The organism is Bacillus sp. 220_BSPC (assembly GCF_001054655.1).
In the GTDB taxonomy this organism is placed as follows: domain Bacteria; phylum Bacillota; class Bacilli; order Bacillales; family DSM-1321; genus Peribacillus; species Peribacillus frigoritolerans.
On record NZ_JVPL01000212.1, the window covers coordinates 1 to 26081 of the forward strand.

Here is a 26081-nt window from a genome sequence, read left to right on the forward strand (position 1 = left end):
AAACTCCCTATTACAGCTTAAAGGTTAAAACTTAATTATCATTACGAACAGTGCAGCTTGTATTATTATAATACCTGAATTACTCACATGTTACAATGTTAATAATCACCATTTTAAAATCGCTTATGGCTGTGGAATGGATGGAAGCTGGATTAGTACTTCGTTATAATCAACTATTGATCAAAATAACCGATAAAATCCCCTTGCTCCTTATTTTGCAGATATAATACCGTTTCTTTGTCAGAAATGGTTGGCAGTCCGAATTTTTGATCATACCTCTCAATTCCTTTACCTGTAATGATAATCCAATCCCCTTCCTTTCCTGCTTGTAACGCCTCCTGGATAGCATAGGTACGATCAGGAATAACCTTCCCGTTTCCAGCTGAGTAATCGCTAAGCAGTCTATTTAGTGTGGATTCCATCCCTTCAATTCCGTCCGAATTCAGATCATCCATTGTCAAAATCAAAACATCACTATGTTCCGATGATACTTTAACCATTTCAGCCCTTTTGGTTGTATCTCGTCCACCCCGGAAACCAAAGATATGATAAATCTTTTTGGCCCCACACTCTTTGGCCGTTTGAAGCATGTGATGAATGGCATCTGCAGTATGTGCATAATCGATGACTATAGTCGGCCCAGAAGCTTTCTTATATATTTCAAACCTTCCTGGTACACCGGAAAATCGTTTCAGTGAAGTGAGAATTTCCTGTTTTGAAATTGGAAACATCTTCGCTACGGAATAGGCAGCTGTTGCGTTATATAAATTATGAAGTCCGGGTAAAGGTAACTCAATTTTCACAAAGTCATGATTCTCATTCAATAAAATAAAGGGGTTCGTTGCGGTATTATAATTGGTGATGGCTAAATCGCAGCGATTGGATTTTCCAAAAACAAAGGCACTGACATTCTTCTCCCATAAGTATTCTTGCAGTTTCCCCCCCCAGAAATCATCTCCATTAATAATCGCAAGACCACTAGGTTTCAATTTTTCAAAAAGCAGTAATTTTGCCAGGAAATAATCCTCCATCGTACCATGGAAGTCGAGATGGTCATGATACAAATTCGTGAAGACACAGAAATCAAATTCAATTCCTTCTAAACGGTATTGAGCTAATCCATGTGAAGACACTTCCATTATGACAACCATGTCCCTACTTTCAGCCAGCAAGGAATTCAATTCCATGGTACCTGGAGTCGTATTATGGGAATCGACTTTGTTTCCATTGATAATATGCTGTATCGTACCAATGACTGAACAGGTTACTCCATTTTCTTCTAATATTTGCTGAAGCATATAGCTAGTTGTAGTTTTTCCATTTGTACCCGTAATTCCTATCATTATTTTTTGATTGCTGGGATCACCATAAAACCTTTTAGCGATTTGCCCTAATGCTTTACGGCTGTTCTCCACTCTTAAATAAGGAACTTCCAAACCCTTAATATCGCGACTGCCAATCACAGCCGATGCCCCTAAGCGAATTGCATCATTGATGTAATTATGGCCATCGGACTTATATCCGGTTACGGCAATAAAAAGGAATCCTTTTTTTATTTCTTTAGAGTTATCGGTTACACCTGTTATGGATATATGTTCAACGTCCTTCGGCAAATCCCCGTTTATCGCTTCTATCAATATGTCTTTAAGGATCATTAACTTTTCTCCTTTGTAAGCTATTCACTGATTTTTGCATAAGTACCAATAAGCCCATTTTTAGTATGAACCAGTACTCCCAAAATAATTGTCAATCCAGAATTTGTTAGTTCTAATGACAGTAAAAAGAAAAAAAGAAAAGCAGCCAAAATTGGCTGCTTTTCTTTTGGTTGTAGCTGTATTTAGGTGTTGGAACACCGCAAGATGCTTATGATTGAACTTCCAGAGGTTTCGTTTCGGCCTTCTGATTGTACAATGGCAATATGAAAAACATTCCTAGAATAAAAAAGAAAGCGGCGGTTTCAAATATGGCGACGAGTGAAAATTGCTCTTTCAGCACGCCTGCCGCACTCATGGTCAATACCATCGATCCAGTGAATAATGGGCTTAAGATTCCATTGACCCTTCCGATGAACTCGCCCTCGGTCCTCTGCAATATCAATGTATTGATTCCGATTTGGATACAAGGAAGCATTAGCCCGTTAAAGAACTCGGCAGTAAGTGTAATCCAAAGATTTGTTGAAAGTCCCATTACCGCCAATCCTATGGCATTCACAAGCATTCCGAAAGCTAATAATCTTTGAGGTGCCACCTTTTTGGCAAAAATCATTACACCGGCTCCGCCTAAAATCATACCAAACCCATTCACCATAAATAACCATTGGAGATTTTCCTTAGGCAGTTCCAGTTGTTCTGTAACAAGGAATATCGAGAGCGGCTGAATGAAACCCAGTCCGAGCCCAGCTGCCAGAAAACATAAACCAAGCAAACTCAGTTCTTTTTTTCGCAATACGTAGCTCACACCGCTTTTCATTTCCTGCCATAATGTTGTTTTTGCTGTCCCCTCATTCAGTTTGCGATCTTTTGGAAGAAAGGCGAGTGCGCCAGCTGAAAGTAGAAACGCCAGGCCAGTAATCGCAATCGAGGTGTTTATCCCGAAAGATTGGAAGGCAAATGTACCGAGAATCGGACCTAAAACCATAAATACTGCGAAAACGGTCTGATAAACTGACATCCCTGTCTGGATTTGACTTTCTGGCAAATGCATCTTAAATAGCTTCATGCCCGATGGCTGAGAAAATTGAGAAAGTATCGCCGAAATTAAAGTTGCGAAGAAAACCATTTTCCAACTGCCGAAGATTAGTGAGGTAAGCACAGCAAATACGGATATTGCACTTAAAATATCACACCAAACCATCGTTTTTTTCGGACTCCAGCGATCAGCAAATGTACCTCCAATAAATGAAAAAATAAAAATGGGTGCGAATTCTGCTACTGATATCATGGAAATGGCAAAGGCATCTCCATTTGTCTTCTCCATGACGAATAACAAAACGGCAAAATTCCGTACCCATATCCCTATTTGTAAAAACAACCCTGAGAAGATAATGGCCTGGAATACTCGATTTTTAAAAATGTTAGGTTCCTTATTATTTAATGTTTCAGATGTGTTATTCGCCAATATAAAAACCCCCTGTGAAATATCTGGACAGGAGGCAGTACAATACAAATTTAACAAGGCAAAATATCCCTAATCGAAGGACACAATGATCTTTGTTTGTATTTTAATGTACAGACTAATCCTATCCAGAAAAAAATTCGTTTTAAGCACGCATTTTTTCTTTAAAAATAGGATTAAATGATCATTGTTTAAAGGTCACCCTTCCATTTTATGTTATTTTCATAATAATTTATTTAATCTGATAAATCAAGGGGAAAATTAATAAAATAAAACTATTTTTTGGGATGGGTTTGTTCTATTTTTCTAATTAAAAAAAGGACTTCCTTTAAAAGAAAGCCCTTTAATATCCTTAAGCTTCAAAGGGCTGCCGTCGAATATGGCTTCTGCCCCTTGTTACCTTATCCATCTTTTTTCATGACCTTTTCCCGGATTATCTCAAGCAATTGTGTTTCTTCTTTTCAGTTTTCCAATAAACGTTCTTGATTAGGATTGCCCTGTACAAGCAAATGGGAAGATGGCATTAGAATTTGATGCTCATGTAAAGCAGTCATCATTTCAAACCTCACGCTTCTCGATGTTTCAAAGTAATCATCAGGTTTCACAAGTCCCACTATGCATAGTTCATATCCAACATATTTTAGATTCGGATTTAAATCCGTTATGCCTATGTATCTAAAATCCTCTTCAGGTGTACCATCTTCTAGCCTTAGAAGGCTTTCACCATACTTATCATTACAGATAATACATATATCCTCCAACAGACTTTTTACCTTTTCAGGATTTTCCTGGTAACTTACTGTAATGCGTTCAATGATTCGCATTCTCCCTTTATTAAAATTTTGGATCGTCCTGATTTCACTATGTGGGATGGTCAGCAATTTTCCTGACCATTCCCTGATTTGCATGAACCGGATACCGATTTCCTCAATCGTCCCGGAACTTGTCCCGTTGAATGTCACGAAATTCCCGACTCGGAATTCATTATCAGAAAGCCTTACAAATCCCAATAGGATATCCTTAAGCATTTGCTGAGCGGCAAATCCGATCACGACCCCTAAAATACCAGCTCCAGCTAAAATTCCTTTTAGGTCTATAAACTGTCCAATCAAATATATAAGGAAAAGCCCGGATATACCGTACCTAAGAGAAGAACGAGTAACCCCCTGTATTGTTTTTTCGACTTCTTCGTCGAAAAAATTGGATCTTCTAAAGAACCATTCAACCAGTTTATTCAAAATATAATAAACCGCCAATAACAGTATAGCCAATATGAAAAGCCTCAATAATAAAAATTCTTCCCAGTAATCCACAGCAAGCTCAGAAAATTTCAAGATATTCATGTTTTCACCTCCATTTTCACGTTTATTCAGAATCGATTAAAATCCAGTCATCATCCTTTCCGATTATCCCTTTATCAAGGATAAGTCTCGTTTTAAGGCGATAGGATACCCCTCGCTTATAAGGCTCCTTCAATATAGGCAGACAAAAGTTGAAAGGAATTTCGTTGCTTTCCCCTGAATTTATCTCCCTTGTAGACAAAATGGTGCTCGTTTTAAGGATCTCTTCCATTCCGGTAGAATGAGTATCCATGATCAAATCACATTCAATCCTTCTTATTCTTTGCGCAAGGGTACCACCCTTAATCAAAAAATATCCATTTATGCATTCACCGGATTTATACGTATTTTTCGGAAGGATTAAATCTATTTGTGCAGAACCTATTCCTAAAAGTAGCAAAGATTTTCTAAGTATCAAAGAATACACTCCATTTATATTTATTTGTTTTTCTATTAAAACCCACATGTTTATACATTTCCTTAAGGGGACTACAAAAAAACCTTTACCATTTTGGTAAAGGTTTACTAAAAGAAAATAGACCTTTACCAATAGGTAAGGTCTGGCTAACAACAATATGCTGCCAACAACACCGAGAGCAAAGAGCTCCGTAATGACGACATTGTTGTAAAAGCTACTCCCCTTTGGAGAATGTATTCAAGTATATAATTTATAATACGGTAGAATTAGAAAGTTTGTCAAACCTTTATATTTTATTTTTTTCGGGCTCTGCCCGGGTAATTCGAGTTCTTTGAGCATATCTTGTCATTAATGAAAATATAATGGATGAACTTGTCCAGTGAGAGAATTAACTGCCAGGTTTTAAATAGGCCAGTTCGTGGAATAGGAAGTATGTAACACCTCCTTCTATTTACAAATCGGTGAACGCCTTTCAAAAAGAATAAAGTGAACAAACTATGAATATTTTATAAAACCTAAAATTATATTTAAAAATTAACAAGATTTCTCTTTTACTTATGCCGAACTTGTTGTAATATAAATGTAACAATTGTAATATTTATTAAACTTTCGTTACATAAGTATCCTAATTAGGGATTGGGGAGATATGATATGAAAAAATTTTCAGGTATGCTATTATCCATTATCATTTTATTTTTCACATTAAGTGGTCCGGTTACCGCAAAAACGACATCATTGTCTGACGCAAATGCATTAAAGATAGCCGATAATGCCAGCAAACATTTTTGGAATGCTTTACATGGATACAAAACCCGTTCTTGTTCACAAAAAACTTTCAATTATAAAGGAACAGAGTATTCATACCTTTGCCAAGAGTTTAATACAAAAGATAAATTGACTGCCTACTTAGTAGAGACATTTACTAATAATGCAGTTGAAAAAGGGCTGACTAAATATAATTACATTACCCATAAAGGGAAATTAGCCCGTCCAGTCGGAGATGGCTTTAGCATGTTAGAGTGGGAAAAAGCCAAAATTAAATTGGCCTATCAAAAACAAAACGTTAGGTCATACAATTTAACTGTACCTACAGTCGACGGTGAGTCAGTAAAAAGAACGGTTACCTTTTATAAGGCCGGTTCCGCTTGGAAAGTCAATCAGTTCGATGCAGTTCAATAAAACATTGGTTTAAATGTAACGCCTCATATGCTGTATAGTTAGTTAAAAACTATATGACATATGAGGTGTTTTTTTGTTGTCCCTTGTATCTTGAGAAATAATCTTTCAGGCTTGTATCAGCTCACCTTTCACTTCACAAAACAAAAAAAACACAGCTAAGATGCTGTGCCTTAACGGATTTTTGCCTTTCGGAAGCCTTGATAGGTATCGTAGGCGGCAAAAATGATGGAGATGAGTATGAGACCCCAGTATATCGAGCTTTTCCATTCATCGATTGAGAATAGTGTTCTTTGGTATGCAAGGAATTCCGGGTTCAATAAATCAGGATTACTGATGATGATGATGAAAGCCAGAGTGTACAACAGCTGGTATATGGCATGAAAAAAAGCTAATTTCAGGGTCCATCGACCTAAAACTAATTTATATATCGCTAAGAGCACCCCAATGATAATGACGCCAGATACCAGCAGCCAATAGGAATTCAATACATCTTGATTAAAAGAAGGTGTCACGAAAATGAGATTGCCATTTCTTTTTTCATACACGCCTAAGAGGTTTGCTGCATTGAAATAAAGGGCTGCGAAAACAGAAAGGCCTAACAAACTTGCAAAAACCTCGACCATAGTGACCGCTTTTTTCTTTGAAATGTTTGGAATATCTTTTAAGTTTTCCGGTGTCCATGGTTTCAAGTCTTTTGTTACAGGCGACTGGTCTTTTGAAGTATCCAAGCGTTCTAAAATGGCAAATGAAAGTGTTAACCAGAAAAACACTTGGATACCTGTACTGATGATACCTGAAATTCCTTTCCCGATTATTTTTAAAATTGCTTCCATAACCGTATTCCCCGTATCCCGAAACGGATTATCCCCTACTAATGCGATCAGTGAAATGACTGCAGCGATTGGTAAAATCATTTTCAACAGACTGATATAAACATCATAATAACGAGGCCCGATCAGATGCATTGGCCGATCGCGATAACCACTTGCCAGTGTAACCGGATCTCCTAATTTTAAAAGTACCGCTTTCACGTCTTGCTCCGTATAATCCTCCGGAAGCATATCTTCGATTGTAGATTGAAGCTCAAGCGCAATATCCGCCCGGTTTTTTTCTGGCAGCCTGCGGGTCACTTCCTGAATATAAAGTTCAATCAGCTCCATCTTCTCCCTCTCCTTTTAATAATATATAAAGCTCTTGAGAAGTTTTTTCCCATTCTTCCTTTAACTGAGTGAAGATTTCTCCCCCATAATCACTTAAAGAATAGTACTTTCGCGGTCTACTTTCAGAAGTATCCCAGCTGCTGGTCACCAATTCTTGTTTTTCCAGGCGGCGAAGCAAAGGATATAAAGTACTTTGATCTATGGTAATTCCAGACTTCTCTAAACGCTGGACAAGCGAGTACCCATACTGCGGAGTTTTGAGCTGACTTAAGACTGCTAACGTCAAAGTGCCTCTGCGCAGCTCAGTGGTTAATGAATTCAGTAAAGTGCTCATCCAATCACCCCTTCTCTATACTATGTGACGTACACCATACCTTATACTATGCATCATACACTATTTTAGTTCTTACAACACCATAAAAATGAAAATATATTTTATTTAAAGCATAAAAAAGAGAAGCGGGTTCACGCCTCTCCGTTTTTCCAATATTAATATTACACAAGAATGACCCACAATATCATCGTCGTGATAATCGTGACCACTCCTTGTATTAAGGTAGCCATCGTTTGAGCTTTATAGGCATCCGTCACTTTCATCCCGCTAAATTGGGTGACCACCCAGAAGAAGCTATCATTTACATGGCTTACTGTCATCGCACCTGCTCCAACAGCCATGACTACCAATGCAAGAGGAACAGCCCCTTCAATACCCAACGTTGGAAGCATGGGGGCAATCAAAGATGAAGTGATGACCAGTGATGCTGTCGAAGAACCCTGGGCCGTTTTCAACCCAGCAGCAATTAGGAACGGGACCAACAGGAATAAGGAACCGCTAAAGATGCTGCCCATATCCCAACTTTGGATGATGTCTGCAATCCCCGTATTTTTAATGACGGTACCAAATGCTCCGCCCGCCCCGGTGATCAATAAAATTGGCGCAGCATCCAATAAGGCGGCTCCTATCCAGTTTGTTAATGTTTCTTCATCATACTTAGGCAGCAATGTCAAAGCGGAAATTACCCCGACGAGCAATGCGATGACCGGCTGGCCCAAGAATACGAAAAATGTGGCAATCCCCCCTTCCGTCCCAAAGAGCGTTAATACAGAACTGGCTCCAATCAGGACAATCGGTAAAACGATCGGTAAAAATGATTGTAAGGCAGAAGGCATCTTGCCGAATGAACGGACAATTTCATCATAATCGTAATCCAGATCACTTCGGTCATCTTCAACTTCTATCTTGGTCGCTACTTTCATTGACCATATATAACCAGCAAGTGCAGCTGGTATGGCCGTAATAAGACCTATCAAAATGACAGTCCCCAAGTATCCGTCCGCTCCGATATTTCCGGCTGCCGCAATTGGCCCTGGAGTTGGAGGTACAAGTGTATGTGTTGCATACAAACCAGTTGCAAGTGCAACTGACATGGAAGCAACCGCTACTTTTGCGCGTCTTGCCAACGCTTTTCTTAAGCTCGATAAAATAACGAAACCTGAATCGCAAAAAACGGGTATGGATACGATAAAGCCAATCATACTCATGGCAAGCTGCGGTCTTTTAGGGCCGACAATCCTCAATACGACTTCGGCCATCCGCAAGGCGGCACCGGCCTTTTCCAAAATGGTCCCGATTATTGTACCGAAAACGATTACAAGTCCAATGCTTGTCATCAATCCGCCAAAACCGCCGTTGATATTCTCAACAATCTGATCCAGAGGCATTCCAGAAGCAAAACCCACAAATAAAGTGCCTAATAGAAGCGATAAGAACGGATGCAGCTTGAATTTAGTTGTCGCAAAAACAATTAAGAACACGCCGGTGGCCAAAACAATAAATAACATAAGATTACCCCCTATTTTTAATCGCTGCCAAAAAAGCCCGCATTACTTGTTCGGCTGAAACTTCCAACAATTCAGCTCCTCTTTCCATTGCTTCCTTTAAAGGCATGGGAGCGTTCACCAAACTATGAACACTCGTTATTCCGTGGTCATATAAAACTTCAATACCTGTTCCGATCGATCCAGCCAAAACAAATACCGGAATACCATGCTTTTTGGCTTCTTGTGCAACTCCCATGGGTGTTTTGCCTGAAGCAGTCTGGTAATCGATTTGTCCCTCACCGGTAAAGACACAATCGGCACCGGACAATTTTTCACCCAGTTTCGTATACTCCATGACAATATCTATGCCCCTTTTTGTTTCTGCACGGAAAAAGGCTTGAAATGCACCTCCAATTCCTCCTGCAGCACCAGCACCTGGTTTATCATGCAGGTGTATGCCTGTTTTGATTTCCACCAAATCAGCCCATGATGATAAAGCTTTATCAAGCATTTCAACCATGTCAGGAGTCGCCCCTTTTTGAGGTCCGAATACCCTTGATGCCCCATCAGGACCAACTAATGGATTTTGGACATCCGACGCTATCAAAAATTCGGAATCCGCTATTCTGGAATCAAAATCCTCTGTATTAATGTCTGATATCCGTGATAATTCGGCACCTCCGTATCCCAGACATTTACCTTCTTCATCAAACACCTTCATTCCCAAAGCCTGGAGCATACCGACACCGCCATCGTTGGTAGCGCTTCCACCAACCGCTAAAATGAACTTTCGACAGCCATCATTCAATGCTTTTTGTATAAGCTCCCCTGTCCCGTATGAAGTAGTGATCAGTGGGTTCAACTCAGCTTGATCGATTAGGCATAGACCAGATGCACTAGCCATTTCAATCACACATGTTTTTTGATCGCCCAAGATTGCATATGCTGCCTGAACATCTTCAAGTAAAGGTCCTTTAACGGTCACTTCAACTTTTCGTCCATTTGTAGCTGCAACAAGACTATCCATCGTGCCTTCCCCGCCATCCGCCGCAGGTACCAATTCTGTCTCCGCATCCGGCAGTGCCTTCCTGACTCCTCGCTCAATAGCTTTTGAAGCTTCTGTTGCTGATAAACTTCCTTTATAGGAATCTGGTGCAATAACAATTTTCATGCTCAGTTCCCCTTTGAATATATTTTTATATCAATTTAATTATAATCTTCAGAAATATTTTAATCATCGTACATCCTAAACGAAAATTAGTATGATATATTGGACTTTTTTGGTTATACTATATAGAAAAAATGATCTTTCTGGAAAGTTTTTTGTTATTTTCCCATTTTCCTAAAGTATAAGATAACTAAAGGTTTATACTATCGACAATCCCCCTTTACATGAAAAATCATAGCTTGTTTACATGAAATATGATCACCATTCTGTTAGCAAATAAAAAAACTCTAGAAGGATGACTTGAATGCTGACCCAAGAAATTGCAATGGAAATTGTCAAACAAACCACCAATAGACTTAACAGAAATATTAATATTATGGATGATAAAGGAATCATCATCGCTTCCGGAAATCATGAACGCATCGACCAATTGCATTTAGGAGCAATGGAAGTACTGAAAACGGGAAAGCCTTTAATCATTCCCGAAACTGATCGTCATCAATGGGTAGGTGTCCTTCCTGGAATTAATTTGCCTATTAATTTTCAAAATGTAATTATAGGCGTCATCGGGATCACCGGAGATCCGACTGAACTTTTGGAATTCGGCGAATTGGTGAAAATGATAACGGAAATGATGCTTCATCAAGCTTTTATGGCGGAACAACTCGAATGGAAACAACACTTGAAAGAATTGGTATTTGAAGACTTATTAAAGGAAGATATCAATCAGCATTCGATTGATCAGAGACTTGAACTGATTGGAATGAAATTAGAACCTCCCTATCAAGTGGGAGTAATGGAAATAAAATTAAATCCGTTAAATAAGAATGAGCTGATTCAAATGACTGAAACTGTTTTTGGTTCCCAGCAAGCCCTTGTTGGGTTCCTGAATGTGAATCGGGTTTTCATTCTCACTACGGCGCTTAGCGGAAATAACATGGACAAAAGCCTGGATTCAGCCATCAAACAATTAAAAGCAAAAGGCTTCGTTATACGAATCGGTTTGGGCTCGATTGTGGATAAGGAATCATACATCGTCCACTCTTTCCGCGAAGCTGAAGCGGCACTTTTACTGGGTGAAGCCGATCAAGCTTTAACTAGATATACTGATGTGGAAACAAAAGCACTGTTGGAAAGGATAGATGAGCGGACGAAACAGCAATTTCAGGAAAGAATTTTAGGCAGCTTATCCGAAAAGTTGATTGAGACTCTGCAACAATTTTTTCTTAGTAACTTAAATATCGGGGAATGTGCAAAAAGAATGTATATCCATCGTAATTCCCTTATATACCGATTAAAAAAAATCAAGGACATTACCGGATATAATCCACAGGTTCTGCATGATGCCATAACTTTACAGTTAGCCATTTGGGTAAGCCAATCGAAAAGGGAAAGTTGAAAGAAATTGTGAGAATAATATTGCCTATTTAAATTATTTTCGTTCCATCCCTATAAAAACCTTGCGTTGGAATTCTGTATAATTGATCGAATTACCGAGTAGATTAAAAATACATGATTTTTTTTGCATATCAGGAGGGATTGAATGAGTGGCATCGCAAATCTTTTAATTATCCTTGGATTTACCGTTGTTTTCATCATTATCATCGTTTTGGTCTTACTATTACTTTATATGATTTTCTTTGATCGCATGCAGAAGCATCATGCAATTTTAAGGAATTACCCCGTGCTTGGGAGAATGCGATACTTTCTGGAAAAAATCGGACCTGAGATGCGGCAATATTGGTTTAACAGTGATAACGAAGGAAAACCCTTTTCCCGCGATGACTATGAACATATGGTGAAAAGTTCAAAATATTTACGGGATGTCATAGGTTTTGGCTCAAAACGGGATTTTGATGAAGAAGGCTTCTTTGTTAAAAATAGCATGTTCCCCAAATTGGCCGAAGAAGAAAAATATGATCGTGAAACTAAAGTGACGACGAAAAGATACATTCTATTGAAAGACCCGCTTTTCTCACAACGTGAAGAAAAATGGGAAGATGAAGTATCCTCTGCATTCTTATTGGATGATGAAGATGCCGTGATCATTGGCCCAAACACTAAGAACCCTTTTCGACTAAAAGGCCTTATCGGCATGTCAGCCATGAGTTATGGCTCTTTGGGTAAAAACGCAATCACTGCACTTTCTGAGGGATTGGCTGCAGCAAAAGGCACCTGGATGAATACAGGTGAAGGCGGACTATCTCCTTATCATTTAATTGGCGGTGTCGATATCATCATGCAAATCGGTCCAGCCATGTTTGGAGTTCGTGATAGTTTCGGCGAAATGGATTGGGATGAGTTAAAAAGAAAAAGTGAAATACCTGAAATCAAAGCATTTGAAATCAAATTGGCTCAAGGTGCCAAAACTCGTGGAGGGCATATCGATGCTGAAAAAGTGAATCCGGAAATCGCTGAAATCCGTAAGGTCGTTCCGTACAAAGCGATTGATAGTCCGAATCGATTTTATCAATACAATGACGTAAAATCCATGTGTGATTTTATTGAAAAAATCAGGGAACATACAGGAATCCCGGTCGGCATCAAAATGGTCATCGGCGGCACTGACAGTGTTGAAGAGCTTGCTAGCTACATGAAAGAAACCGGGAAAGGTCCGGATTTCATTTCATTGGATGGCGGTGAAGGCGGCACAGGTGCATCTTATCAGGAATTGATCGATAGCGTAGGATTGCCGATAAAATCCGCTTTGCCAATTTTGGTATCGACATTGGAAAAATACGGTGTCCGCGATCGGGTTAAAATCATCGCCTCCGGTAAATTGTTCACGCCTGATAGAATTGCGATAGCCCTGGCCATGGGAGCAGACCTTGTAAACATAGCTCGAGGTTTCATGATTGCGATAGGATGTATCCAGACGATGAAATGCCATTCCAATGCTTGTCCTGTCGGGGTAGCCACCACTGATCCGGAATTGCAAAAAGCACTTGTCATCGATGAAAAGAAATACCGCGTGGTTAACTTTCTTGTAACCCTTAGAAAAGGATTATTTCGGATCTCAGCGGCTGCCGGTTTAGAATCGCCTATCCATTTTCAACCTAAGCATATTAGCTATAAGGACGATAAAGGAATTGTTACATCCCTTGAAGATATTATGAAAGAGGTTAATGGTCAAATAGGTTCCAGGCAATGAAAAAATCACCGCCCAAGTATGTTGGGGCGGTGTTTTTTTCTTTTTCAATCAATGAAGCCTTATAAGCTGCAAAAATGTATCAGGCATATATTCGAGTATCCCCTATCTCCACTTTTCCCTTACCCACCAGCTTTCCATAGCGATAATAAAAACATAAGCTGCAGTAATACAAGCGGCATTAGCTAAAATTCGGGATTATCAAAAATTTCAGATGGATTGATAATACCATTTGCCATCACGTTTAAACTTTCTGCACTGGTCATTCAAAAGAAGGTATTCTAGGTGTGCCAATGTTTCACCAACAGCAAATCTGGTTTCGTGAATGGACAGATTTCCAAATAAAATCTGGCAAGCACTTTTTACAGAAATCGGCTCTTTCATGTTTTCATGAATTACATGCAACCGGTCCTGGTGGTGATCCAACAATTCAACAATTCTTTTATTGGCATTTTGAAACGGTTTCCCATGAGAAGGGATGACATATTCAACGTCCAGCTTTTGTATTTTTTTCAAAGAATTAAAAAACTCTTCCAATGGGTTACTGAAACCTTTAAACCAATAAGAAATATTTGGAGATATCTTGGGCAATATATGATCTGTCGAGAAAAGGACGCTATTTTCCTTATTGTATAAGGAAATCAGGCCATCAGAATGTCCCGGAGTGAAAATCACCTCATACTCATAATTGCCAAAATGGAGCTTCATTCCTTCTTCAAGATGATGATTTACATCAGGATAGGGTTTTACTTGTGGCACGAAGCCGCTTTCGTCACTGGATAAGGCTACGGCGACATCTTCTTCCATACCACATGCATTGTAATTTTCTTTAAGCAGATTCAGCGATTCGGCTTCCCAATACGTAGTTCCCGCATGCTCATCCACTTTTGTCATCCATACATCCGCACCGGTCAATTGTTGTAATGTCCCTGCATACCCGAAATGATCTGGGTGATAATGTGTGATGATAATATCGGTAATATCGTGTTTTTCGATAATTGGGTTCCATAAATCCCTTGTCGTTTTGTTATTTAACCCCGCATCAATGATAGTCCATCCTTTTTCACCTTCCGCTAGGAAACAATGGACATGGTCCAATCTAAAAGGCAATGGAATGGTAATTTGAGTAACTTTCAATTCATTCAGCAAGTATAACTTCCCCTTCCGATTTAACTGCATTTACATGAAAAAAATCGAAATTGCTAAAACAAAACATTTAAGTTTATTAAATATCGTATATCATTAATAAATTCGACGATTTTTCTCAGTTTCCTTTAATCATATCCAGAGCCAATCGATTAAAATCCAGAAGCCATAGCCTAGGGGCAATGGTTAATCCATGAAAATTTAAAAAAACGCCATTAAAATTAATGGCGGCACCTCGTTTTATATATCTGCCTCGATCGTTTGAACAAGGTTGAAAATAAAATGATAAATTAAATGAAAAGCTTCTTCCAATGACATGTCTTCTTGAAACCCTTTAATGTTATCCAAGGCAAAATTCACATCCCATAGCCCTTCGCCCTGGTTAAACATTAAACTGAACGACCCAATTCCTTCTTGGAGTTCCTTGGTTAAATACGTTTTTAAAACATCTCCCATTTTTTTCTGGAATTTCAATCCGAACATCGCGTTATATGTACCGAAAACATCATCGACTTCTAACGAAAGTGCCACAACACCGATTAATTCGAACCATTGTGATTCAAAGTAAAGGAATTCATCTTTGTTTTTTTTCAAATACTCGATCGGTTGTGATAAAAATGCAGAGTTCTCTTCAGAGATTAATTCTTCGCTCTCTTTATTACTGCGCTCCATATAAGCATCCGTAAAACGCGATGCATTTTCTTTTTCCACTATAATGATATCTTCAGCGAGTAATTTATGCTTTTCTACATAATCCTTTTCTTCTTTAAATAACTCAATCCTGTTTTCGATTACGGATTTTGATATGTATGATTCCATTTGTTTTTTTAGCATGATATGTCCTCCTAGTGTCTTTTCAAGCTTTCACAATTTCAATCATAGCATATTCAGTATAGATAAAATAACTTTGTGAAAGAAATTACAATATCAGATGTGGCAATCATTTCGGGTCTTCGATATAGTAGTGGTAAGCGTTTATACATATGAAAGAAATGAGATGTTGAATCATGCAAAAAATCATTGTAGTGGGTGCAGGAATTTTGGGAGCTTCCACTGCCTATCAGTTGGCTAAAAATGGGGTTGAAGTGATCATTATTGACCGCCAAGATGTCGGTCAGGCAACATCTGCAGCTGCTGGAATCGTTTGCCCGTGGATATCGCAAAGGCGCAACCAAGCTTGGTATCTTCTTGCCAAAAATGGTGCGGCCTTTTACCCGGGTTTAATTAAAGAACTTGAACGGGACGGTGAAACCGAGACTGGGTATGCCCAGGTCGGTGCCATAAGTCTACATACAGATGAAGCTAAACTGAATGCCATGAAGAACCGGGCGACAAAACGGCAAGAAGATGCACCGGAGATGGGGGCGATCACCTTACTTTCCGCAGAGGAAACACGTGCCTTATTCCCGCCTCTTTCCAGCGAATATGCAGCCGTTCATGTGAGTGGTGCAGCGCGGGTCGATGGACGCGCACTACGTGATTCCTTATTGAGGGCTTCACAAAAATACGGTGCCAAACTTATGTATGGCGAGGCCATACTTACATATACCGGTACTCAAGTGTCAGGTGTAACACTTAGAGATGAATTCATTCCTGCTGATAAAGTGATTGTTTGTGCTGGCGCCTGGGCACCGGAATTACTGAAACCACTGGGCGTGAATTTTCAAGTCACTTTCCAAAAGGCTCAAATCATTCATCTGGAAATGGCAAATGAAAATACAAACAACTGGCCTGTAGTCATGCCTCCGAGTGATCAATATCTTTTGACTTTTGATGATAATAAAATCGTTGCGGGGGCGACTCATGAAAATACGGAAGTTTTCGATAACCGAATGACCGCAGGAGGGCTGCAGGAGGTTTTCAACAAAGCCTTGCAAACCGCTCCCGGTTTGGAAGATAGTACGTTTGTTGAAGCAAGGGTCGGATTTCGTCCCTTCACACCGGGATTCATTCCGGTCATGGGTCCTTTACCTGACTGGGAAGGCATAATCGTAGCCAATGGTCTTGGAGCTTCAGGTTTAACAATGGGCCCATATATAGGCTCACTATTGGCAAACCTAGCACTTGATAGAAAAATCGAAATCGATATGAAAAATTATGATGTAAGAGGTGCACTTTCCACATAACTTCCAAATCATTACCTAATGACTGAATGATGAATGTCGACTGATCTGAAAATCACCCAGATCAGTTTTTTCAATTTGTTCTTTTCATAAAAAATCAAGGACCTTTGATGGGCCCTTGATTTATAAATTCTTTAATTTTTCGAACAGGACATTCTTGTGAAAGTTTAACAAATTTATTAATTCAAAACTACCGAAAATATCTATGTACCATTGGCAACATTTACATACGCATCAAATACCTTTGTTACCGTATGGTTTTTCTCTAAAGGAAATTGTTGAAGCCACAAATAACCATCATCAACATTACATACATTTTTTGTCTCATACTTGACTGTTGACGGTTCGGTCACTTTAATCGTATTCAATGAAATGAAAAAAATAAGAATCTTCTATTTCAAATTTATTTCATCTATTTATTAATATCAGGTCCACTTACTTCTTCATAAATAACTTTTAACTCTTCAATAGTAAGTGATTTTAAAAATTCCTCTAGTTCATCCATATTAATGCCTCCTATAATAAAGAACATTCGTTCTTATTATAATCTCCAAAATATCACTAGTAAATAGTTAATTTTACTTTTAACACTAATAGATGAATAATAGAATTCTTAATCAAAAGTTTCCCATCCTTTAATCTTCATTGAACATACAGCCCTCCTCTTTAACCCACGGTCATTTCCTTTGAAAAATAGTCCTGTAACATCATTTTCATTTGCTCTTTATTTGCTGCAAATTGCTTATGTCGATGACCATTTCCTCCAGATGGATGAGGAAACCCTAGAAGTATGTTGTTAGCATCCAAATAATCTTGACCCGCTAAATAGTTTAAGACCTTGGAAACATTAACGCCTAAAGGAATAATAAGAGGCTGTTCAATGGTACCTATTTCGGTAGCAAAGCCTTCCATTATATTTTTTTTAAGCAACTCGGTCTTTAAAATGTTCGGCGTTGTTCCACTGTAGTTTTTCCCGTTATAAAAGACTGGATAGGTTAAAACAGAGCTAGTATGAACGAGGTGACTAGCTTCGTTAAAAAGATCCAGTGTGGGCGATATGTTTAAGTATGTGGTAATCCAAGCTCATCTAACATTTGAACCAAATTTTTTCTCATCGTTCCTTCAAAACTGGAATTTTTTTTACTTCGTGCAGGATCTCTTCATCGCTATGTGTGTGCCCTCTTGCATTAATTACGGTAGAATAAGATTTTTTCATTTGATGTAAACCAGGAGTGATTCCGACAATCACCACTTTGGCCCGTTCATTTACATATTCAAAAGGTGCGTAATAGATTTCGAGTTTTTTCTTTTGATCTCTTTCATGCAAAAATTGTTCGCTCTGTATCATTTCATCTGTATAGTCAGCAGGTAAAGCATTAATTAAGTCCTTAAATTGTGTAAATTTAGAAAAATTAGCGATCCCCATAAAATGCTATCTCCCCTTTCTTCTATTTATTTTTGCCAAATCGGTATATCAGAAAATCAGACCGAACATAGGGGGCATTATGAACCTTTTTAGAATCCGTATGTTCTTCAACGGAAATTGAGAAACCATTAGTTGTAATAATGGAATTGTATAAATTCAGGATATCAGTTATCCTTGAACTATATTACCGGCCACAATTAAAGGAGAAAAAATGAGTCATCTAGGATAGTATTTGAAAATGCCACCAACTTTTGAAAAGCTTCAGAAGTTAGAGGAGGTTATTGAAAAAGAAGGATAGTCATTATGTGATTTAGACCTTTGTTACAAGTAGACTTCCCATTATGAAATGACTTCCTATGATGTCATCCCGTTTGCAAACATTATGGATTCCTAACTGATTTTGGAACGGTTTATTGTATGTATCAGCCCAATGGATGATTTCGATGCACAAACATAAAAATTGTAGCCAGGAATATACGGGAATTTGTTAGTTTAGTTTGTACGATGAAGGGTGCCACTGAAATATCAAACTTTAATTTAATTTAAGAAGAGGAACGGTATATTGCTTTGCTCAAAGAACTAAAAAAAGAGGAAAATATGGAATATGTAGAGCAAGCAAACTATGTAGTAGAAAAGATAAGATACACCATCGGATCCTTTCCGGATCATACGTTTTAACAATTGATATTGGGCCCGGTCAAAGTTTTTCCCACTTTGTTTATCTAGGAAGATATCTCGCTCATCTAATCCTTTTTCTTTCATGGCCTGAAGTTGACGTCCTTCATTTTGATCTTTGCTACTAACTCTTATGTATCCTAATTTACGAACTTCCATCTTTTCACTCCTTTTTCTACTTACTTTCCTATTATTCTACAAAAAACGTTTGTAAAAGTGTATGCAAAATCACGAACGTTCATAAAGTGTTTTTCAACTTTAACGAACGTTAAAATGAGTTGATTTTATAAAAAAAAATACCCGTTCGTAAAAGTGTACTTTTACGAACGAGGTATTTATAGATATCTCTTGAACAACTCTAAAGGTTAGAATTAATGAACAGCGAGGAAGGCAATTGAGTGAACGTGTTATAACCAATTAAAGCTGAAATGCAGGTTTGGTTTTTATTCATTCTGATTTATCAGAACAAACTTAAAAATTGGATTTACTTTTAAAATCTTAATACTCTATTTCATCGTAATCTTTAGGCTGAGGGACCGGCTGCTGCCCGTTTTCGCTGTTAGAAATATCATTAATTGTTTGTAGCTCCTCTTGCCTTTCTTCAGTATCCTTTTCATTTTTCTTTACTTGCTTTTTCATGGTGATTAACTCCTTCCAATGGATTTAAAAATTAATATGCACTATTAAAGGTTTCACCATGCATCTATGAGTAATGCAATTGGGGATAATAAATGATTGCAGATACAACTTGAAAGGAATGGTTCCTTTGATATTGAAATCAAATTTGAAGGAACCGACCTGTTAAAGGTCGGCTTTTAGGAAATGATTTGGGGATTAATTGCATTGTCTTGAAGTTTTTGCACCAGAACCTACTTGACAAGGGTTATATCATTCCGAGGTTTCTTAAACCAACTTGAAGCAGTTATCTCGTCAAGACCTACCCATGCCTCACGTTGGTAATGATCAACCCATCAAAGTGTTGAATACCAGAGGTTCCTTCTCAGCTGTTTTATAACCCAATTCCTCTTGAAGATGGAGTTAAACAGATTTTTCCTAAATTCACCAGAATGGCTTTGCGATTTTGCCCACAAAAAATCCCCCATAAGAAGAATGCAGTGCAAAGCACTTTCTACTATAGGGGATAATATCATTAATGGGAGACCGATCTCGTTTGGTTATCTTCTATGATTGCAAATCGAGCCATTCGATGGATATAGCTAGCTTGTTTGCACCGAAATCCGATTTATGGCTGATCTTATATTCCATGTCCTCGTCCGGCAGTACAATCTTTTTGCCCCTCACTAAAAGATTGTCCGTTTCTAACTGATTGGCTACTCTTTTTAATAATTCCGCATACTGCAATCTTTTGCCCACAAATTCTTCTTCTAATCTCATAACATGTCACCTCGTCTTTTAGTTTATTTTCAGTACTTGTTGCAGGACAGGTATCTTTTCTACTTCCACCCGATAACATTTTTGGAGCTTCTTTTCTACCCCAATTTCGCTTTTTTTGAATGGCTTTTTTACATACCCGTAAAATTTATGCGGGAATAACAAATCAATATATATGATTTTTCTTTGCTCTTGAGTAAGTGGAAAGATTGATTCGTAACAGCTGATTAGGCGTTCCAATTCCACTAAATCCCAGTAACCTAGCTCCACCATACGTCCGGCGATTAACTTGCGTACATCTCGCAGAGGGATATCATATGCTAAATTATCAAGGTCTAAGACGTACACGCCATTTTCCGTTTGAAGCGCGTTACCTTTTCCATAATCCTGATGGCACATGTAACCATATTTTCCGATTTCCTGGACCCACTCTGAATAATAAGAGTTTTTAATCAACTGGACGGCCTGGTCGGCCATATTGATCATTTCATCCGCTATATTCAAATAAGCCTGATGGAAAGCAGAGTTCTGCTTTTCCGATTCGGTTTTCCATTGTTTAATTTCCTCAAGCATTTTTTCATAGTGTTCGGGCCATACCCCCATACGATCGTAGGTGGTACAATCGGCTGGTGGTACAAACCCTACAGAATCCTTATGAAATTGGGCTAAACCCTTTAACCCTGTATCAAGATGTTCCTCATTTTCTTCCATGTCCAAATCACTGCCTTCAATCCAACTATAAAGCACCAGCCCGTAACCTTCGTGGACAAAATAGAGTTCGTCGTCCTTCGTCGGGATAATGCTGGCAACGAGAGCGCCTTTAGTAGAAAGATAGGCTTGGGCTGCTGTTGTAAACTTGATAATCGGAAGGGATTTCCTGATCCGTTTTAAACAAACTATGCCTGCTGATGTCTCTACTTTCCAAACAGTCTTAATTCCTCCACCTTGGATGACCTCAATTCCTAAAATATGAAGATGAGGGTAATTCACGGTCATCAACTGCTTTCCCAACTCAAGGTCTTTCATCATGATATCATCCATGTTGTACCACCTCCTCAAGCTGAGTGAGGAAGCCTTGAAGAACGGTTTCTTTGCTTAATTCGGTAGCTATCATATCATTTAATTTGGAAATGTGTTTTTCATTCGTCCATTTTTCTTCTCTATTCTCATAGTATTTTGAAACCTGACCGTAAAATAAATGAGGAAAAAGGATATCAGCAGTAAGAATATGATACTGTTCTTTCGTCAAAGGTTCCACCTCTTGATATGCCTTCATCATCTTAATCATGAGTTGCAGATCCCAAGCCGTTTGTTTCTTCATTACTTTGTTTAAAATTTTTCTCATATCGCGAACAGGGAGATCGACAGTTAGGGAATCCATATCAAAGACATAAAGATTACCTTCGCTTCCTATCGCAAGGTTTCCAGCTGCAAAATCTTGGTGACACAATGACTTGGTCACCTTGGTTTCTTCCACCCACTGATCAAAATTCGGATCATTAAGCATAGATAGTGAAGTTTGACACTGCTTTAAGAACGTTTCCACATGTTTTAAAAATTGCTTATCAAATTCATTTTTATCCGTTACCTGAGATCTCTGTTCTTTCCATTTTAACAACTTCTCGTATCTTCTTTGCAGGTCTGATTTCCATTCTGTTAAGAGAAACGAAGGGAATTCTCCTTTTGGAAATTCAATCCCCTTTGAGGCTTTATGAAATGAGGCCATTCCTCTTAATATCATTAGTAACTCATCTTCATGCTCATATTCCGGCGATCTTCCGTAGACCGCTTCAAAGACTACGAAGTATTCGTCATCAAGCTTCACATAACCTTCTCCAGAATCGGTATTGATTACACCAGGTGTGTGAATTCCATTGTCTCTCAGATAGTCAATGGCATGAATCATAAATTTAATGTGGTTCTCATCAAACGGAACTTTCTTCATGATTACCTCACCAATGTCCGTTTCAATCGACCATACAGCTTTTTTTCCTTTAAAGGACAGCAAATAGATATTATCAACCTTTAACGGATAATGAGAGATCACTCTTTTTACAACTTCAGCAAATATAGTGTCCATTCAGACACCTCCCTAAGGTTTATTTCTTTTAATCGAAGCAAGATAAAGATTTTCCAATCGTTTTGCCACATGTTCAAACCCAAAGTTCGTTTCAACGAACGCCCTGCCGGCTTTTGCCAAAATGTCAGCCTCTTGCTCATTGGATAATAAAAATGATATTGCATCTGCAAAAGCTTCCGGATTCGTATAATCTTCGATTACGATGCCGTTATTAAGATGTTTCATAATCTCCGCGTTTCCACCTCGGTTGGTAGTAATAATAGGTAACCCTGTACCCATGGCTTCATAATGTACTCTAGCTAAAGGCTCTTGCCATTGGGAGCTGCATACAAATATATCCCCAATCAGGAATTGAGAAGGAATTTCGCTTGGAGGTACAAAACCGGTGAAGATTACTTTGTCTTTTCCTAGCGATTCGGCAAGCTGGCGCAGGCTTAATCCGAAATCGTCAATCCTATCGTCACTAAACCATTTGCTTCCCACAATAACCAATACCGAATCATTATGTTTCTTAATGACTTGCTTCATCGCTTTAATAAGAATATCTGGACCTTTTACTGCGCTTAAGCGCCCTACGAATAAGATTACTTTCTTATCATCCACACCATATTTTTGTCGTAGTTCGCTCCTTAAAGATTGTACTTCCTTATCCCAGACCGGTTTATATCGGTTCAAATTAATTCCCGAATACACAGCCTTCACTTTACGTTTGGCCGAAGGAAACCGGGAGGTTATGGTTTTTCCGATATACTCGCTAATTGTCATGATCTTATCGACCGCTTTTATGACCAAATTACCCATTTCGGTGGAGATTTTGCCTTCCTTAAACATTTCATTATGAAGACTCAGAACGAACCTACTTTCCGGCATAGCAGTCTTATAAATAAGTAGATCACGTGGGCGGTTGAATACATGAACTACATCGTAATACTCTTTGTTTGCGTGTTTTTTGGATAGCTCTTTGCCGACATTGAACACGTAATTTTCACGCGGAACACGAATGTATTCGACACTATTTACTACTTCCCGGTCAGGAAAATCCGGGTGTGTAATGCAATAAATAGTCAAATCATGCTCTTTGCTTAAATGAGGTGTCACACCATCTATTAATACTTGAATGGCCCCTCCTCCAATAGGAGGAACGGTAAACATTTCCGTACAAATTAATGCGATTTTCATTGAAGACAGCCCTTCCATTAAATTTTGGTCAGAGAAATATTGAAACCCCTTATACCTATTTTTAATCTATGATTCAGTTTTTGTTAAGGAACGGCAAATCTACTATAACAACACAGAAATTGTAAAATTCGCAAAGAAATCGATAATATTTCAAGGGGATTTTCACAATTTTAATCCATTTAGCAATAGTAACTTACCGGTACGAAAATTTTACAAGAATCATGGAAATTAGGATTCCTATGCTACATTTAAACTTACCTATAATTCTTCTAACTCTTCTCCATTCTTTAATTTGAGGTATTACTCATTAAATGGTTGAATAAATTGATTTGCAGCCATGTACTCTTCAAATCTACTAATATCAAATCTGTTTCCATGAATCGTTACTCCATAAGAATTTTCCGATTTTAGCATTTCATTAATGGCATCTGTTAATTGAATTTCGTCTCCCACTCCAGGTTTTATCTTTTCTAAATAGGAAAAAATCAATGGATTGAATACATATCTTCCAATGACAGCTAAATTTGAAGGTGGATTGTTTGATGGTTTTTCAACGATACTGAAAACTTTACCTATATCCTTCTCTAGCTTTTGCCATTCAACGACACCGTAGTTTGACAACAACTGATTTTCAACTTCATAAAGGCCGAGTACACTTTTTTTATGTCTTTCATAGACTTTTATTAACTGACCTAATCCAGCCGTCTTTTTTTCAAAAATAACTTCATCCGGCAACAATACAGCAAATGGTTCATTTCCAACAAAAATTTTACCTAAGAGGATAGCATCACCTAGACCTCTAGCATATGGTTGTCGAGTATCTTGGATATGAATATTAGGAATCTTGTTTTTTTCTAATAAATGAGTTTTTTGTTTTTTCTTAAGAAATGCTTCAAGTTCAAGTGAACGATCAAAATAGTCTACAATCAGATTTTTGAGCGTGAAACGACAATTAATATCTCCTCAATTCCTGACGCCATTGCCTCCTCTAGAACATAATGAATAGCAGGTTTAACACCAATCGGGAATAATTCTTTTGTAACAACCTTTGTAATCGGTTAACTCCTTGTCCCATATCCAGCCGCAGGGATAATTGTTTTTTTAATCATCTCTAACACCCCCCATACTATTATTTGTTTAATGTGAAAGGGTGATTGTCTAGCAATGTAAAAATTGTACTTTTTATAATCATCCTTATATAATAAATGAACCTGTCCTCTTTTTTGTAACTGCTATCGTCTATTTTTAATCATATTTTTAAGATTTTGTTAAGTTTTTGTAAAGACTGTGGGTTTAACGTAGAAGAAATAAAGAACCGTTCAGCTGAACTGCACCCCAATTGTTAGACAACATCTAACAATTGGAGGTGCAGTTTTTTTGACTAAATATACAATAGAAGAAAAATCAAATGCTGTTTTAGAGTACTTAGAAGGGAAAAAATCCTATAAATCCATTGCTCAAGAAAGAAATGTAGGTTTATCCCCACTGAAAAGATGGGTCGCTCGCTATCTAAAACATGGGATGGAAGGACTTGTTTCATCCTATACAAATTACACTCTGCCCTTTAAACTAGAGGTACTTAAATATATGAACGAATATGGGGCATCGATCAACGAGACCGCAGTACACTATAACCTTCCTTCTGATTCTACACTTTTGAATTGGGCAAATCAGTTTAAGGAAGGAGGTATAGACGCCCTTAAACCAAAGAAAAAGGGGCGTCTATCCATAAAAAAAGATACTAAGAAAAAATCGCCAGCTAATGGCTCTCAAGAAGCACTTCTTGCCGAATTAGAATACTTACGTGTAGAGAATGCCTATCTAAAAAAGTTGAATGCCTTAGTTCAAGAAAAGGAAGCCTTACAAAGAAAAAGCGAAAGTAGTCCATGAACTAAGGAAACAATTTGATTTAAATCTGCTTCTATCCATTTCTAAAATGGCACGGAGTACGTACTATTATTGGGTAAACGCCTTCGGGCGTGAGGATAAATACACAGAAATTAAATCCCTTATCAAAGAGATATTCCATACGCATAAAGGGCGTTATGGGTATCGGCGTATCACCCTAGAATTACGTAACCGAGGTGCTCGCATCAATCATAAAACAGTTCTCCGATTGATGAATGAACTAGGATTGAAGTCATTAGTTCGCATGAAGAAATACCGTTCGTACAAAGGGAACATCGGCAAGATTGCGCCCAACATTCTAGCACGTGATTTTAAGGCGGTAAAGTCCAATGAAAAATGGGTGACAGACGTCACAGAATTCCATCTAGCTGGGGAGAAACTATACTTATCGGCCATTCTAGACCTGTTTAATAGGGAAATCATCGCCTATAATATCGAATCTCGTGCTGTTTATCCGCTCGTTTCCAAAATGCTGGATAAAGCCTTTGATCGCTTGGAATCGAAAGATTCACCCATTCTCCATTCAGATCAGGGCTGGCATTATCAGATGAAACAATACTCGCATGATTTGAAAAAACATAACATTACACAAAGCATGTCCCGTAAAGGAAATTGTCTCGATAATGCGGTCATTGAAAACTTCTTTGGCTTATTAAAATCCGAATTACTCTATCTTCAAGAATTTGAAAGCATGGAGCATTTCAAACAAGAGCTAGAAGAATATATCCATTACTACAATCATCAACGAATCAAGGTAAAATTAAAACATACTAAGATTAGTAGTGCGGACCAAGGCATTGGTCC

22 protein-coding genes and 2 pseudogenes are annotated in these 26081 nt (G+C 38.2%); 5 read left to right on the plus strand and 19 right to left on the minus strand.

What is annotated here, in order from left to right; translation table 11 throughout:
* Positions 1–173: 173 nt before the first annotated feature.
* From ADA55_RS16975 to ADA55_RS16990, 4 genes are all read right to left on the minus strand, one after another.
* Positions 174–1655 (minus strand): UDP-N-acetylmuramoyl-L-alanyl-D-glutamate--2,6-diaminopimelate ligase, encoded by a 1482-nt coding sequence (locus ADA55_RS16975; protein WP_048686047.1) that lies wholly within the window; start codon positions 1653–1655, stop codon positions 174–176.
* Between the two features lie 208 nt (positions 1656–1863).
* The gene (locus tag ADA55_RS16980; RefSeq protein WP_048686049.1) at positions 1864–3117 is read right to left on the minus strand and encodes an MFS transporter; all 1254 of its coding nucleotides are present in this window, start codon (positions 3115–3117) and stop codon (positions 1864–1866) included.
* A 458-nt stretch (positions 3118–3575) separates the two neighbouring features.
* The gene (locus ADA55_RS16985) at positions 3576–4457 is read right to left on the minus strand and encodes a mechanosensitive ion channel family protein (protein WP_048686051.1); all 882 of its coding nucleotides are present in this window, start codon (positions 4455–4457) and stop codon (positions 3576–3578) included.
* Positions 4458–4479: 22 nt separating this feature from the next.
* Positions 4480–4872 (minus strand): sporulation protein, encoded by a 393-nt coding sequence (locus ADA55_RS16990; protein ID WP_063594970.1) that lies wholly within the window; start codon positions 4870–4872, stop codon positions 4480–4482.
* A gap of 651 nt (positions 4873–5523) precedes the next feature.
* Between ADA55_RS16990 and ADA55_RS16995 the strand changes: the two genes are divergently transcribed.
* The gene (locus ADA55_RS16995) at positions 5524–6051 is read left to right on the plus strand and encodes an IseA DL-endopeptidase inhibitor family protein (protein WP_048686052.1); all 528 of its coding nucleotides are present in this window, start codon (positions 5524–5526) and stop codon (positions 6049–6051) included.
* Between the two features lie 170 nt (positions 6052–6221).
* Here ADA55_RS16995 and ADA55_RS17000 read toward each other — a convergent pair whose 3' ends face one another.
* The 4 genes from ADA55_RS17000 to ADA55_RS17015 form a co-directional block, all read right to left on the minus strand.
* Complete coding sequence (locus ADA55_RS17000) at positions 6222–7211, minus strand: HAAS signaling domain-containing protein (protein WP_048686054.1); 990 nt, start codon at positions 7209–7211, stop codon at positions 6222–6224.
* The gene (locus tag ADA55_RS17005; protein ID WP_034306796.1) at positions 7198–7545 is read right to left on the minus strand and encodes a PadR family transcriptional regulator; all 348 of its coding nucleotides are present in this window, start codon (positions 7543–7545) and stop codon (positions 7198–7200) included. Before ADA55_RS17005 ends, ADA55_RS17000 begins: the two co-directional genes overlap by 14 nt.
* A 161-nt stretch (positions 7546–7706) precedes the next feature.
* Entirely contained in the window at positions 7707–9053 is a 1347-nt protein-coding gene (locus tag ADA55_RS17010; protein ID WP_048686056.1) for a GntP family permease, read from the minus strand.
* A gap of 4 nt (positions 9054–9057) precedes the next feature.
* On the minus strand, positions 9058–10203 hold the full coding sequence (locus ADA55_RS17015) for a glycerate kinase (protein WP_048686058.1): 1146 nt from the start codon (positions 10201–10203) through the stop codon (positions 9058–9060).
* Positions 10204–10504: 301 nt separating this feature from the next.
* On the opposite strand from ADA55_RS17015, the gene ADA55_RS17020 reads away from it, so the two are divergent.
* Positions 10505–11599: a CdaR family transcriptional regulator gene (locus ADA55_RS17020; protein WP_048686060.1), complete on the plus strand. Its 1095-nt coding sequence runs from the start codon at positions 10505–10507 to the stop codon at positions 11597–11599.
* Between the two features lie 144 nt (positions 11600–11743).
* Positions 11744–13351 (plus strand): FMN-binding glutamate synthase family protein, encoded by a 1608-nt coding sequence (locus ADA55_RS17025; RefSeq protein ID WP_048686062.1) that lies wholly within the window; start codon positions 11744–11746, stop codon positions 13349–13351.
* A 207-nt stretch (positions 13352–13558) separates the two neighbouring features.
* Here the strand turns inward: ADA55_RS17025 and ADA55_RS17030 are convergent, their stop codons facing one another.
* Together ADA55_RS17030 and ADA55_RS17035 are read right to left on the minus strand one after the other, a co-directional pair.
* A complete protein-coding gene (locus ADA55_RS17030) occupies positions 13559–14497 on the minus strand; it encodes an MBL fold metallo-hydrolase (RefSeq protein WP_048686064.1) in 939 nt (312 codons plus the stop codon).
* A gap of 237 nt (positions 14498–14734) precedes the next feature.
* A complete protein-coding gene (locus tag ADA55_RS17035) occupies positions 14735–15328 on the minus strand; it encodes a hypothetical protein (protein ID WP_048686066.1) in 594 nt (197 codons plus the stop codon).
* Positions 15329–15501: 173 nt separating this feature from the next.
* Here ADA55_RS17035 and ADA55_RS17040 point away from each other — a divergent pair, with 173 nt between their 5' ends.
* The gene (locus tag ADA55_RS17040; RefSeq protein WP_048686067.1) at positions 15502–16620 is read left to right on the plus strand and encodes an NAD(P)/FAD-dependent oxidoreductase; all 1119 of its coding nucleotides are present in this window, start codon (positions 15502–15504) and stop codon (positions 16618–16620) included.
* Positions 16621–17283: 663 nt separating this feature from the next.
* Here ADA55_RS17040 and ADA55_RS30625 read toward each other — a convergent pair.
* The 9 genes and pseudogenes from ADA55_RS30625 to ADA55_RS17075 all read right to left on the minus strand — a co-directional run bounded on the left by ADA55_RS30625 (position 17284) and on the right by ADA55_RS17075 (position 24424).
* Positions 17284–17547: a hypothetical protein gene (locus ADA55_RS30625; RefSeq protein WP_226990491.1), complete on the minus strand. Its 264-nt coding sequence runs from the start codon at positions 17545–17547 to the stop codon at positions 17284–17286.
* Between the two features lie 181 nt (positions 17548–17728).
* Positions 17729–18043, minus strand: coding sequence for a hypothetical protein (locus tag ADA55_RS30630; protein WP_226990492.1), 315 nt, complete (start codon positions 18041–18043; stop codon positions 17729–17731).
* Between the two features lie 654 nt (positions 18044–18697).
* A pseudogene (locus ADA55_RS17050) lies at positions 18698–18877 on the minus strand (recombinase family protein); the annotation flags it as partial.
* 339 nt (positions 18878–19216) lie between these two features.
* A complete protein-coding gene (locus ADA55_RS30065; protein WP_176702855.1) occupies positions 19217–19357 on the minus strand; it encodes a hypothetical protein in 141 nt (46 codons plus the stop codon).
* Positions 19358–19900: 543 nt separating this feature from the next.
* The gene (locus ADA55_RS17055) at positions 19901–20113 is read right to left on the minus strand and encodes a hypothetical protein (RefSeq protein ID WP_048686071.1); all 213 of its coding nucleotides are present in this window, start codon (positions 20111–20113) and stop codon (positions 19901–19903) included.
* Between the two features lie 18 nt (positions 20114–20131).
* Positions 20132–21151: a CotS family spore coat protein gene (locus tag ADA55_RS17060; RefSeq protein ID WP_048686073.1), complete on the minus strand. Its 1020-nt coding sequence runs from the start codon at positions 21149–21151 to the stop codon at positions 20132–20134.
* Positions 21144–22190, minus strand: coding sequence for a CotS family spore coat protein (locus tag ADA55_RS17065; RefSeq protein ID WP_048686075.1), 1047 nt, complete (start codon positions 22188–22190; stop codon positions 21144–21146). Before ADA55_RS17065 ends, ADA55_RS17060 begins: the two co-directional genes overlap by 8 nt.
* A 12-nt stretch (positions 22191–22202) precedes the next feature.
* Positions 22203–23369, minus strand: a complete 1167-nt coding sequence (locus ADA55_RS17070) for a glycosyltransferase family 4 protein (RefSeq protein WP_048686081.1) — start codon at positions 23367–23369, stop codon at positions 22203–22205.
* A gap of 300 nt (positions 23370–23669) precedes the next feature.
* Positions 23670–24424: pseudogene (locus ADA55_RS17075) on the minus strand (UTP--glucose-1-phosphate uridylyltransferase).
* A 322-nt stretch (positions 24425–24746) separates the two neighbouring features.
* Here ADA55_RS17075 and ADA55_RS29450 point away from each other — a divergent pair.
* Positions 24747–26081, plus strand: a protein-coding gene (locus ADA55_RS29450; protein ID WP_226990493.1) for an IS3 family transposase whose coding sequence is annotated in 2 segments (ribosomal slippage) — positions 24747–25231 and positions 25230–26081 — 1337 coding nt annotated over the 2 segments. Because the reading frame shifts where the segments join, the coding sequence is not laid out codon by codon here. This gene is flagged as partial in the annotation.